The organism is Yersinia ruckeri ATCC 29473 (assembly GCF_000754815.1).
Taxonomy (GTDB): Bacteria; Pseudomonadota; Gammaproteobacteria; order Enterobacterales; family Enterobacteriaceae; genus Yersinia; species Yersinia ruckeri.
In genome coordinates this window covers 1,789,163-1,802,054 of record NZ_KN150747.1, presented here as the reverse complement: position 1 = coordinate 1,802,054, position 12,892 = coordinate 1,789,163, and the positions used below count along the sequence as shown (strand labels likewise).

Sequence of the window (12,892 nt, the reverse complement as noted above, 5' to 3'; positions counted from 1 at the left end):
GATTATGGGCTAAAGCTTAGGATCACTCTGTCATTTTAGACAGTAAAAATAGCGTTCAAAATTAACTTAATTGATTTCTACTAACAAAAAGCAGTGCTGCTCATGGCTGAACCTGAAGTTGCATTTCATTGTGACCCAATATTTCCTCCTGCTTATTGATAATATCACTCGTCACATTTATCTCGTGAAAACTACGAGGTATGACTTGTAATTCAATCACTTTTTGGCCGCTATCTGCCATTAGATTTATTGGCTGCATCCCCGCAGAGAGCACCATTCCATTTTGCGTTATTCTCCAATGTAATGATGCCTGCGGATAGTCCTGCCAGTTATCATTAATAGCCCACAATCCAATGCGTCCGATCTGGTTTGCTATCCAATGTTCAGTTTTAGGTTCAATCGAGGGTAAAATGGGTTGATAAGCTCGCTGCAAAGCAAAATAACCGGGTTTGGGATGACGGAGATAGTCAACTATCCCCCAATTAATTGATGGCCATGTTTCGGTAAACATAAAGTGAAATAAAGCCGCAACTGGTTGATAACGTTGCCGTCGATAACTCTCTGCGGCAAGCTGGATTAAACTTGCCTGGTATTGTTGGCTATGAGTAATAAACGTATTGATATTTGGCCCACGAGTGATTTTGGCTAATTCAAATGTCTCATGAGGTTGAAAATTATGATATGCCCAGATGCGCCAGCCCTGATCCTTTTTATCCGTCGTTTTCGGCCACAGTTCCGCCGTGGGAATGATGGTTTTTAACGTCGGTAAATCGGGTAAAGCTTGCGCGCCAAATTCGCTAATTATTGAAGTCGTTGCCGGTTTAAGGTGGTCACTTTTCTGCCCAGAGTACCAACCTTGCCAGTAGTGCTCGCCAGTTGCTGAATAGGCATGAGTGATGCGGCTATTATCCTGAGCGAGAACCTGCGCCACACTCGCGGTTAATACCCGGTTGATACCCGGTCGCCAGTCGGAATAACGATATTGCATCCAAGTGGCATCCCAAGGAGGTTCATTGTGCCCAGACCACACTATAATCGATGGATGGCTGCCAAACTGCCGCGTCATATCTGCAGCCTGCCTTGCCGCTTCTCTGGCAAAAGTGGCTGAATTGTCATATCCCCATTGCAACGGGAAATCTTGCCAGAGCAGTATACCCATCTCATCAGCCAGATCGTACAAAGCACGTCCTGCAACATGGGCATGTACTCTTATGGCATTGATATTGGCCTGCATCATCATCACTAAGTCACGACGATAATCGGCGGGAGCCAGCGTTCCCAGCCACGGGCTACCAATGTAGTTAGTGCCTCGAATAAACAGGCGCTTACCATTGATTGACCAACTTTTTTCTCGCGAATCTATCGCTATTTGTCGTAATCCGGTGCGCACATGGCTCGTATCCATGATCCCAAGTCGATCGGAAAAGCTGACCTCCAGCCGATAAAGATTTTGTTTACCATGACCAGACGGCCACCATAAAGCAGGATTATCAATAAGAAAATTAGTCGTGAGCGTTTGTGCATTATGCTGGCTGGCAACCAGTGAAACACTTTTTTCCAGTTGATAAGATTGCCCGATAAAATTATCGGGAATAAGGCGTAGCCGCATAATAACCGAGCGGTTGCGGTTAGCCCGATAATCCACACTCACTTTTAGAATCGGATGTTCAAGCCCCTCGGACCAATCCGGCACCGCCAGTAAGTTGTCAATCACCGCTCCGCGGCTGATATGTGACGCTACCGGCGCCCAAATACCGCCCGAATTAGCGTCCTGTCCGTGCGCCGACCAAGCACCGCCTGGCCGGGTATCATGATGATTGAGCACCCCTTTAATCAGTTGTTTATGAAATGACCAAACTTTACCCGGAGTTTCGTCAGGGCTATCTACCCGCATAGCCAGCACATTCTCACGCTGAGCAGCATCGGTGATATCGATGCTGAACCGCTGAAAATAGCCCTTATGTTGCCCGACTTTCTGATTATTGAGCCAAACCTCTGTTTGATAATCGACGCCATCAAATATTAAGGTTGCCATATTATCAGTATCTAAAACCGGTAATGTAAATCGAGTGCGATACCACAATATCCCTTGATGATCGATTCCTTCACTATACCAATTAGCGGGTACTTTCAGCCGTTGCCACGAATCATCATCCAGCGTACCACTCCAGGCTTCAGTGGCCGGTGGATTTCCGTCTTTTACCCGCCATTGACCGGCCAAATCTGTAGTGGACGGCAACTGAGCATAAATAACTGGCGAGATAAGCAGTAAAAGAAGCGCCAAACTTAAAATAGCAGCACGATACCGACCATTAATGTTCATTTCGACGCTACCGCTCTACTTGAGGCTCTTTCCTGCGGTAGACATAACTGTGGTCGTGAAAAAATATCACGCATGCGTACGTCGAGATATCCCGTAGTAGGTTCAGTGTTAATTAAGTTCCCTACCTTTTTATAGAGCAGAGTTTCTAATACCATAGCGTTAGTCGTCAGACTGATGGTCTTATTATAAGATCCATTATTTTCATAACGCCCCTCATACCATCCGCGTTGATCATCATACTGCATCTGGGTTAACTGCATTAATGCATCGGTATAAGGGCTATTCCACAAAACCCATAAGCCAAAAACGGCACGTGTCGATACCAATGCCAGTTCTGGATAAAACTTCCCACCCTCGTCGATCGTATTCCAATGGTAACCATTAGCGAATACCGTATCGTAAACATGATAAGGTGCAACTGAGGTCAAGTAATCGCTTCGGGCTGTTAATATATGTTCTTTTTGCCAGCGTTTTTCTTGTACCCGATAGACATTTTCAATGCGTTTTTTTTGTTGTTTAAAGGTAGGAGTATTCTTTAATTCCATTGCAGTCAGTAGATAAGGCAAACTGACGACGACAGATGGCATATGAGTTATCCGGGGATCTCTGATATCGAAATCGATCGGAATGCCATAAATAAATCTAGTGTTATAAGGAAGATTTGCTGATATTCCTACAGGAAAACCCCACAGTCCAAACGCACCTGCGGTATATTCGCTGTACCCCAGTACCCCATCCGATTTTGTTATAAACTGACCATTAACCGCAGCCGATTTTAATAATAATCCATTATTATCAATTACCTGACAAAAATTCCACCGTAATAGAATCTTATCCAGATACTCAGCATATTCAGGATAAAAATTGCCCACGATTTTTAAGCCGATCATTAAACGACCGATATCTTGTGCTGACCATCCCAGTGGCTTTGGTTGGTTAGCATAATCAGTTAGTTGTCCATTGACGGTATTGTACCGCTGATTTGGCACTTTCCCGTCCACCAGTGGTAAACGACCTATTGTGGCCAATAATTGCGACAAACGCTGATCAAATTCCTGCCGCTCAATCAGTCCTAATTGCGCAGCGGCGGTTAATGCGATCAATGTATCGCCGATTTGCCAGAGGTTAACAACCGGGTAATTATCCAGAGAATTAACCAATCCGGTTCCCGCCTGTGTATTTTTAATAAAGTAACGCCAAGCAACTTTCGCCCACAATTGCTGATTATCCGCTAGTACACCACTGCGGACAGAATAGGCCACGGTGCTGTGCATAATGCTGCTCCCCACAGACATACCGCCTATAAACGCAGCACCTAGTAGCCCTGAACCCATCACCCAGGCAATCGCGGCAGATTTCACTGTTTTGCGCATGATGATGTGGCTGCCGGTAATTTAAATAAATTATTGCTGCTGTTTTCATCCTGACACTGCGCGCATTGACAGCTTTTACAATCTGACGCTTTACGTATTGCGAGACCATTTTTATCGCAGAATGCTTTCAAACTAGGAGTTGCATCAATAAATGGTCGATTTCTTTTACTGTTATTCTCATCAAATGCGTTAATAAGCTGCCTTTCCCACAGTGAGGGAATATAGTCGCTGTGGCTAGGGTCACCACTGGTGAAACGAAGTATTTTACCTTCTTTTTTAAATAATAAGGCTTCCAACATGATGCCATTATTATTTGCCGTAAATTCGTTTATTGGTCCCTGCCCATTTTCGTAAAGTCCTTCATTGAAACCCTTCCCCTTAATATTGGCATTCTCTATGGCATCAAATAACCTGTCGGTATAGGGCGACTGCCATAATGCCCACATACCCAGCGCCGCTTTTAAGGATAGTGCCGCATCTTCAGGTACAAAAACCCCCTTGTCAGTGATCGTGTTCCAGTTATAACCATCGGTGAAAACAGTGTCGTAAACAAAGTAAGGTGCTTTATCTAACTGATGTTCTGAACGCGCGGTCAGTATCCCGGTTTCACGATAACGATTTTCCTGTGCCTGATAGACTCGATTAGCAAAATCCCTCATCCATGGGTGGCTGTAGCTTCCAACTTTATTGGCACGGTCGTCACTGCGATCCCAACCCATTTCAAGTCCATGTAAAATATAAGATTCAGTAACCACATAATTATGTTGATAATGAGTTCGCGGGTCTCGTGAATCATAAGGAACCAATACGCAGTAAATATTAGCTAAATCATAAGGTTGTGCTAAAGATGCCTGACACGTTGAAAATCCCCAAAGTTGAAAACCACTGGCGGCATATTCTTCATAACCCAAACGCCCTTCTTGTACATACATAGGGACATTATTTTTGTCCAAAATTGCCCCATATAACGTACCGCAACTGTCGATAGCATGTGAGAAATCCCACCCCAAGACAACGTTATCAATGCTATTGGCATATTCAGGGTAACGTTCTTTGATAATCTTCAACCAAATTAACATTCGACCACTGTCGATAGCGGAAAAGCCTATTTCACCAGGTTTATTCATATAGTTAACTTTTTCAGCGGTGATGGTGTTATAGGCTTTATTTGGCAATTGCCCCTGAAATAACGACAGATTATTCAAGGTCTTCAAGAATGGCAGCATTCGATGATCGAATTCTTCTTTATTAATGATTCCCAATTCACGGGCTGAAACCAGTGCTGACAAATAAGAGGCGCTGTCCCACATCGTCGTTGAGGGATAATTATTTACCGCATTAACCAACCCCGTAGTAGGCTGAAAATTATGTACAAAATATTGCCAAGCGTTAACGGCAATTGCCATTTCTCGCGGAGTTAACTCACCGTGTCGTATTGGGTAGTTTTCTGCCGCTAATTTATCATTAGGCAATGCAGAATAGGCCTTAATAGACGGCATAACCAAGAGAATAAAAATCAAGCACCCCACCTTCATCATGGTGCTTGATCTTATCAAAACTGACTGATTTTCCATCATAAAACCTTCCTACTTTAGTTGTTTATCTATTGCACCAACGGGTTGTATCGCCTGAGCACAGGCAATACAAAGTAGTTTTCCACTATTGATAAAAGCTAAACTTTCTAATACTACGCCATTAGTATTAGCATTAAATGATGTATTTATCTTATTGTTCACTTCATAAATACCGCTATACCAACCTTTGTTTTGATCCATCAAACGATTTAATTGGTTTCGGGTTTGTTCACTATAGGGCGTGCGCCATAAAGCATACCAACTAAATGCCGTTTTAGTTGATAGCTGTCGCAGCTGATCAACACGTTCGCCTTTTTCCGTAATCACTGCCCAGTCTTCATCAGCATAATGCAAAGTGCTATAAATAAAGTAAGGCGCTTGATCTACGTGATCTTCACTAACTGAAGTATAAATACCTGTACGTTGAAAGCGATTTTCCTGAGCCTTAAAAACTCGCCATGCTAATTCAGATGAATTATCATCAAACCCCAGCTCTAATCCTGTCAACATATAGGGTTCGCTGACAATAAATGTATTTGCCCCATCTTTTTTAGAGACCCGGTCATCATCAGGAACTAATATTCCTTCAACATTAATAAATTTAAGATGTGCAGTATAATCAATGGCTAAACTGACATTAATACCGACCAACTGTAGCGTTCTCGCCGCATATTGCTCATAACCCATACGCCCTTCCTGATGCAAAGAAATGGTATGAGTTTTATCATTAATCGCAGAGCCTTGTAATTGATCATTGGCGACTAACGCATCTAAATGCCAACGAGATATAACCTTATTTACCTCAACAGCATGTTGTGGGTAATTCCAAACCAATATATTTAATGGCACCATCATACGACTAATATCAATAGCCGACCAGCCGATTCCTTGCAAACTGGGTTGGTTATTATAATTAACCATAGCCAATGTTTGCGTATTATAGGCTTTATTGGGTAGTTTCCCCTCAACCAAAGGCAATTTAGCTAATGCGGCCAATGCATTACTGATCCGCTGATCAAATTCATCTTGTTGAATAATGCCAATACGTTGAGCTGAAATCAGCGCCATAAAATAACTACTGGTATCCCACATCGTGGTCGATGGATATTGATCTACCGAGTTCACTAAACCACTCGGTTGGGTATTATTTATAAAATATTGCCACGCAGTCTTGGCCCAAATAATTTCTTCCGCGCTCAGGGGGCGTGGAGTCGGTATTAATGGCCGCCCCACACTCAAGGGAATATGGACACGGGAATCGCCCACATCTTGAGAATTTTTTTCGACATATATCACAATAGAAAACGCGATTAAAATACCTATCACCATGGCCAGATAACTTCTCGCTTTAAGGAGGTTATATTTGAATGACATCAGAACTCCTCCTGTACAGTAGATTCAGTATACTCAGGTTGCCAAAGTGCGGCCAAGACCATTGGTATCATGGCCGCTATGTTTGCTGCTCCCCAGAAGATATTTATAACAAAGCCAGAGGGATCTTTTACGTTCCCTTCAGCTATTTGAATAGCGCCCCAAATCAACCCCACTAAAGTCAGTCCGATAATCGCCAGTTGAGGTTTAACCAAGGATAAAAAATTACCCTGTTGCCGTTCTTTAGGGGTCACATGAAACTTGATTTTCTCTCCCCGCAACACCGTATCCAGTGCCCGTAAATTCATGGAAAATAAAGCAAGAAAAGATGATTTTCCATCCCACGCTGAGATACCCCAAGTTCCGAACATAAATGCCAATTCAGAGATGATCATAAAAGGCAGAAAATGAAGATAAAAAGGAGATGAGTAAGTCGAAACCGGCGGGATGCCCGTAAATAAATAAATTAACGGCGCAATTAAAAACACGGTGTTCCAAATACAGGCAAAATAGGACCAAAAGGTGGTTCCGTACATTATTTTTTGAATAAAACTGAGCTTAATCCGCTTACTGGTAAAAAGCCTATCATGTAAAGCGATATCCATTGAACCCGCAGCGTATTTAAATCGCTGGATCATCCATGCCAGTAAATCTTGGGGAGAAAGCATTTTTGATTCTATTTGCGGATGCATGACTGAGCGCCATTGACGTCCGGGATCACCGTGTAAAACGATAGAAGTATAGATATCTTCTGATACATGAAATTTATACGGCATCAATTCCGTATCATGAGCCACATAAGGCAACATAGCCTGAGCCAAATCAGCCTTGGTTTCACCGTCGATTAACTCATTAGTATACTGTTCGATTTCATCTTCTATATTATCAACATAGCGCCGCAGAGCGGCCTGCATAATAGCTTCACGCCGATGAATAGAGGCAGCTCCACAACAAAAAGCGGCATTAGCCCAATTGCGTCGGCGTAAAATCACATCATAAAACATTTGTGGATCGTTAAAGAATGGATCATGCCCCACAGTGAGAGGGCCGACTAACCTCTCGATACCTTTGCCAATAAAATAACCTGTTGAACCTAATTTTTGCTTTGCCCACACAGGCAATCGCTTACCCTGAGGTAAATCATAAAACCACTGAGGTGTCTGTACCCAGGCAACATCAACATCACGAAAATAACCCAAAGTATGAGTAAGTATGGTGGGAAAAACACGCGTATCGGCATCACAAATAATAATAAAATCACCATCAGTCATTTCCAGACCGTGGCGAAGATTACCGGCTTTATAACCGATATTATTTTCACGACTTAAATAATTAACTCCTTCTTCTGTTGCGACAGCCTCCATTTCACTTCGTTTGCCATCATCTAACACATAAATACGATAATCTAAGGAAAAGGGATAGATTACGGCCAGTGCATCCCGAATCGATAAGCGAACCAATTCAACATCTTCATTATAAGTAGCAATAAACAAATCAACTTTTATCGGACGCTTTTCATCCCTGTCTTCAGGAGCAATACAATCATCGATGGTTTCAGGTGCTGGCAAGACCGGAACATCTCTCACTTTCCAGAGATTGATAGTAAATAAAACAGAACCAATATAGGCCAGCGTTTCAGCTATGACCAACGGAATAGAATACCAAAGCGCATCGTAATTAAGTGAATTCATCCAGCGCCAACGGATATAATTTGCTCCCAGGATAAGTGCAGCAACCGCTAGTATTTGCCATAAAAACTCAGTAACCCAATGAGTTTTCAATGGTGATGGTGGTTTTCTGTTTTCAAAAGAAGAGAAATAAAAAGCCATTATCACAACCTCAATCAATCTAAGAAGATATGCGAGATTAACCAACCCACTTTAGGGAAAATGTAGAGAATGTTACTTTATAAATGAATGTAACATTCACGTTTTATCTTCTATTTTTTTTATCAAAGACAGGTAATTGACACCCTCTATAACTTTATAATTTAGCTCATCGACAGCATTAAACATCATCATTATCCCCATTCCATTCTCAGGCCAGGAGTCTGGTGCAGACCGTTCAGGGAAATGAGATAAACCGCTTTTATTTTGCAAGAACTCAGCAGGTATGGACTTCCCTTGATCTTGTAAGGTCAGAATGAGCTGGTTATTTTTATAGTGCATCACAATAATAATATTTTGCGTTGCATCATAGTTAACACCATGTTTCACAATATTGATAAATGCTTCATTTAATGCAAGTTCCATTGCATAACTGCTGGATGAGTCAATCTGCAATGGCTGAATAAATTGAAGTAACTTTTCATGTAGAATGGATAGGCTCGATAGTGACGCAGGCAAACTTATCCTCATTAGCCAGCCTTGTGAGTCATTCCGACGGCAACTCATATTAATGCATCTTTGTCTAGAAACTCACTGAACAAAGATTTCTCCGCCAGGATAATATCTTTACGCCGTTGATCATCAATGAGCCAGTTCAAACTCGCTTCAGATAAATCAATTGCCATGCCGTCCGGCGAGATCACTTTGCCAGCAAAAATCATCTGTTGATACAAATGTGCGATACCACCGACCCGAGTATAATCAGCAATAAAACTTTGATCGATAATGGCTCCCTGCTCTAATAAACACCCAGCTCCAATGATTGCAGGCCCTTTAATGGTCACTCCAGATTGTATTTCTGTACTGCTGCCAATATAAACCGGCCCTTCGATATCCAGGGTCGAAAAATCAGCTTTAACATTCAACCCACACCAAATTTGAGGGGCAATTTGAATTCCCGGCATCGGATAATCAGGTAATTCCTGATTAAGAATCATGCGGTTAACATGCCAAAAATCCTGCAGAGATCCAATATCAACCCATTGGAATGGTAAGGATATACCGTAGAAAGGAACGCCTAATTCAGCAAGTTTAGGGAATAACTGGCTACCAATATCATATTCAACATTATCAGGAATATAATCGAATATCTCAGGCTCAAAAACATAGATTCCGGTATTGGCATTGTTTGATAATGCATCTTCGGATTTAGGTTTTTCCTGAAACTTAGTGACTCTGCCTTGCTCATCAGTGACAACAATTCCGTATTTGTTTACCTGATCCACTGATACTGGGCGCATCACCAAGGTCGCCACACTTTTTCTGGCTCGATGGAAAGCCAATACCTGGTCAAAATCAACATCAATCAGTGCGTCGCCACACACAACGACAAAAGTTCCATCAAAAAAACCCGAGAAATTTTGGATGTGTTTCATACCACCGGCAGAACCCAAAACATTATCGACAAAAGTGTTACCTTCCATAACACCTTCGTAGGAGTAACCTATTTCCACTCCCCAAGCATGGCCATCACGAAAATAATTTTCGATGTCGACAGAAAGATAACTGGTATTCACCATTAATTGATTAAAACCATACTTTCTTAAATGCTCAACAATCGATTCCATAATAGGTTTGCGAATCAATGGGATCATTGGCTTTGGCAGTATGGTTGTCAGTGGTCTGGCTCTGGTTCCTTTCCCGGCTGCAAGGATCATGGCTTTCATAAATAGGTATCCCTTACAAATTAACGCGTTATGGACTGCATCTGCTGTAATGTCTCGGATTGATGAGTACCGATAGTAAATATCCTATCCATTCGGGTTAACTTGAACATGCCGTGGATATTGTTGTTCAGTGAGCAAATAGCAAGTTCTCCTCTGCCATTTAAGGATTTCAACAATGAAACCAGAGCACCTAAACAGCTGCTGTCGATAAAATCCACCCGGCTAAAATCCAATAAAATATTTTTGGCTCCTTGAGCAATCATTGCTTGTATATCTTCCTTAAACTTCAGAGAAACCGAGGCGTCTAGCCGTCTAATTAACGGGGTGATCACCAATACATTGTCAATTGTCTGCGTTTCAAAGTTCATTATTTCGTCCTTACAATGCAGTGAGGAGAGGAGAATTATTATTGTGTTCGATCACCAGTAACGAGATATCATCACTAAATATAGAACGACCATTATGAATATCACTTTGATGTTCATTTTTTTCTAACGAATGCCAACCTTCCAATGCCTGCTGTACCTGACGAAAAACAGTTGGGATACTGTTTCTCGGGTTCATGGCCAATAAGTCTTGTAATCGCCGCTCGCCATATAGCTCTTGCTCAAAGTTTTCACATTCAACAATGCCATCGGTAAATAAATAAAGCCGATCACCCGCAGCAAGATTGAAGACCGAGTCCTGATAATCCATTGAATCAATCAATCCAACGGGTGCGCCACCATCACCAATCGGGGTGATCTGACCCAAACAACTGACAATAAATGGCGTTGGATGCCCAGCCTGACAAAGCACCCCAGACGCGGTTTGCACATTAATAACACCATAAATAAGGGTGAAATAACTGTCTACGTCATCATTCTCTATACAAAAACGGCGATTAAGCTCACCCACAACTTTATGTGGCGGAGTAATTTGATAACCAGAGGAGGTAGCAGAAGGTGAAATCAGTAAATTATCCACCGTGCGTCCATTAAGAAATTGGCGTGCCACTGACAATGAGAGCATTGCAGCGGCCACACCATGCCCTGCTACATCAATACTATAAAAACCGATATGTTGATCGCCTAGTTGAAAAAAGCTTAACAAGTCACCAGAAACATAAGCCGAAGGTATAAACATCCATTCGGCTTGAAAGTCGTTGACCATTAATTTTTCTGCTGGCAAAACACTACGTTGCAGCTTCGCGGCAGCATGCAAATCATCTTCTATTTGTTGGTAGGCCAGTGATAGTTTCTGATTACGAGCGGCGAGGGTTGCCTCTAGCATTAATATCCGCTCACCTGCATGCAAACGTGCGCGCAGCTCACTTTGATTTATCGGTTTTGACAAAAAATCATCAGCACCAGCATCAAGTCCGGCGATCAAATCTTCGACGGATTGCCTCACTGTTATCAATACCAAATAAATATACCGGTCAGCATAGTGCTTACGAATAGTTGTACAGAGTTTCAACCCATCCATGACAGGCATTTCCCAGTCACTGATCACCATATTTATCGAGTTATTGTCAAGGATCATCAATGCATCCTGGCCATTTTCCGCTTCAAAAACAGTGAATTGCCAGTTTTTTAGTAAGTTAACCAATAAAAACCGATAACTTGCCGAGTCATCAACAACAAGAATAGATTTGACACCTGTAACGGAAGGATGAGGTTGCATAAGTTATCCAAAGGCTGCATGTAAACACACTCTATTAAACATCGTTCCCAGTAAAAGATGCCCAACATCCCTGACCTTTTTATACTCGCCAAAACATCATGCTTACTTCACTATTCACTACGATATTAAGCGTAGCACAAATTCTTATACCTTCAATTTATAAGGGTAATGTCCAGCTGAGGTTGATTGTCCCACTCCGAAAATTCGCATTCGCATCCTGTCGCCACGGATAGCGAGTCCCCGAGTAATTATCATAGTGAATTGACCAAGAGCCTGGGGCATAGCCCGAGGTATAACCAAAACTATAGGTGTAATCATAATTCCAAGGTTGCTGCTGAGCCTTATCTGGATAGTAAAAAGCCGATACACGCAAGAAATAGTGTTGTTGTAAGGTATAACCACAACTCCCTAACAAGGTATGTTTATTATCCTTGATAGTCGATGAAGCATCAGAAAAGTAACGTGGCACATAGCTATAACCAACCTGACAAACCAGCGTGTCATCTTTGTTAATCAATAACGCAGACTCTGCCGTCTTGGGTAAGGTAAATTTATAGCCCAGCGTCCAGGCACCTTGTTCAAATCGAGTGCTCTGGGTTCCTGTCGCAGGGAAAAAACTATTATTATCGCTGTAATTGCCATACACCAGGCTAAAAGTACCGGGATGCCAATCATCATAACCAAAGCTGTAAACATAATTGGTACTGTATTTATTTGTGTTTTGTAATGGAACCCGAACCGTCATATTGGCAAAAAAGTAACTTATCGGGGAATATTGCATACTAAACAGTCCCTTCTGATTCAATTTGTATACTTTTTCTGAAGAATCCCTTCCGGTAGGAACATTAATCAGACTCTTTTTCAGTGGTGAGTTATAGCTGAGTGCCGTTGAAAATCTCGCCTCATCACCAGAGAAAAGGCGAGACCAAGGGCTGGTAAATAAATTAACCGCTTGGGTGTTAGTTGGTTCATCAGCAGTCACTAGCGGGGAAAAAAGTAACCCGCAGAGTAATACCGTGAGTGTTCTGCAAAA

The 12,892-nt window shown here is 42.2% G+C and carries 10 protein-coding genes; all 10 read right to left on the bottom strand.

Annotation, left to right across the window (positions count from 1 at the left end; all coding sequences use genetic code 11):
* Positions 1-100 precede the first annotated feature (100 nt).
* The 10 genes from DJ39_RS08000 to DJ39_RS07955 all read right to left on the bottom strand — a co-directional run bounded on the left by DJ39_RS08000 (position 101) and on the right by DJ39_RS07955 (position 12,841).
* A complete protein-coding gene (locus DJ39_RS08000; RefSeq protein WP_049688073.1) occupies positions 101-2,323 on the bottom strand; it encodes a glycoside hydrolase family 2 protein in 2,223 nt (740 codons plus the stop codon).
* Positions 2,320-3,657, bottom strand: coding sequence for a DUF3131 domain-containing protein (locus DJ39_RS07995; protein WP_004720144.1), 1,338 nt, complete (start codon positions 3,655-3,657; stop codon positions 2,320-2,322). Before DJ39_RS07995 ends, DJ39_RS08000 begins: the two co-directional genes overlap by 4 nt.
* A gap of 23 nt (positions 3,658-3,680) precedes the next feature.
* The gene (locus DJ39_RS07990) at positions 3,681-5,231 is read right to left on the bottom strand and encodes a DUF3131 domain-containing protein (RefSeq protein ID WP_069971714.1); all 1,551 of its coding nucleotides are present in this window, start codon (positions 5,229-5,231) and stop codon (positions 3,681-3,683) included.
* A gap of 51 nt (positions 5,232-5,282) precedes the next feature.
* A complete protein-coding gene (locus DJ39_RS07985) occupies positions 5,283-6,644 on the bottom strand; it encodes a DUF3131 domain-containing protein (protein WP_038243860.1) in 1,362 nt (453 codons plus the stop codon).
* Positions 6,644-8,470 carry a glycosyltransferase family 2 protein gene (locus DJ39_RS07980; RefSeq protein WP_004720136.1) on the bottom strand — a complete coding sequence of 609 codons (1,827 nt, stop codon included), beginning with the start codon at positions 8,468-8,470 and terminating at the stop codon, positions 6,644-6,646. The genes DJ39_RS07985 and DJ39_RS07980 overlap by 1 nt, the downstream gene beginning before the upstream one ends.
* 96 nt (positions 8,471-8,566) lie before the next feature.
* The gene (locus DJ39_RS07975; protein WP_004720134.1) at positions 8,567-8,998 is read right to left on the bottom strand and encodes an ATP-binding protein; all 432 of its coding nucleotides are present in this window, start codon (positions 8,996-8,998) and stop codon (positions 8,567-8,569) included.
* 32 nt (positions 8,999-9,030) lie between these two features.
* A complete protein-coding gene (locus DJ39_RS07970) occupies positions 9,031-10,194 on the bottom strand; it encodes a nucleotidyltransferase family protein (protein ID WP_004720132.1) in 1,164 nt (387 codons plus the stop codon).
* Positions 10,195-10,214: 20 nt separating this feature from the next.
* Positions 10,215-10,562 (bottom strand): STAS domain-containing protein, encoded by a 348-nt coding sequence (locus DJ39_RS07965; RefSeq protein ID WP_038243857.1) that lies wholly within the window; start codon positions 10,560-10,562, stop codon positions 10,215-10,217.
* A gap of 10 nt (positions 10,563-10,572) precedes the next feature.
* Positions 10,573-11,859 (bottom strand): PP2C family protein-serine/threonine phosphatase, encoded by a 1,287-nt coding sequence (locus DJ39_RS07960; RefSeq protein ID WP_004720128.1) that lies wholly within the window; start codon positions 11,857-11,859, stop codon positions 10,573-10,575.
* Positions 11,860-12,016: 157 nt separating this feature from the next.
* On the bottom strand, positions 12,017-12,841 hold the full coding sequence (locus DJ39_RS07955) for a hypothetical protein (protein ID WP_004720126.1): 825 nt from the start codon (positions 12,839-12,841) through the stop codon (positions 12,017-12,019).
* Positions 12,842-12,892 lie beyond the last annotated feature (51 nt).

What these genes read in the sequence shown, in the direction of transcription:
- DJ39_RS08000 (WP_049688073.1), bottom strand. Translation starts at nt 2,323, where the DNA reads ATGAACATTAATGGTCGGTATCGTGCTGCTATTTTAAGTTTGGCGCTT.
- DJ39_RS07995 (WP_004720144.1), bottom strand. Translation starts at nt 3,657, where the DNA reads ATGGGTTCAGGGCTACTAGGTGCTGCGTTTATAGGCGGTATGTCTGTG.
- DJ39_RS07990 (WP_069971714.1), bottom strand. Translation starts at nt 5,231, where the DNA reads ATGAAGGTGGGGTGCTTGATTTTTATTCTCTTGGTTATGCCGTCTATT.
- DJ39_RS07985 (WP_038243860.1), bottom strand. Translation starts at nt 6,644, where the DNA reads ATGTCATTCAAATATAACCTCCTTAAAGCGAGAAGTTATCTGGCCATG.
- DJ39_RS07980 (WP_004720136.1), bottom strand. Translation starts at nt 8,470, where the DNA reads ATGGCTTTTTATTTCTCTTCTTTTGAAAACAGAAAACCACCATCACCA.
- DJ39_RS07975 (WP_004720134.1), bottom strand. Translation starts at nt 8,998, where the DNA reads ATGAGGATAAGTTTGCCTGCGTCACTATCGAGCCTATCCATTCTACAT.
- DJ39_RS07970 (WP_004720132.1), bottom strand. Translation starts at nt 10,194, where the DNA reads ATGAAAGCCATGATCCTTGCAGCCGGGAAAGGAACCAGAGCCAGACCA.
- DJ39_RS07965 (WP_038243857.1), bottom strand. Translation starts at nt 10,562, where the DNA reads ATGAACTTTGAAACGCAGACAATTGACAATGTATTGGTGATCACCCCG.
- DJ39_RS07960 (WP_004720128.1), bottom strand. Translation starts at nt 11,859, where the DNA reads ATGCAACCTCATCCTTCCGTTACAGGTGTCAAATCTATTCTTGTTGTT.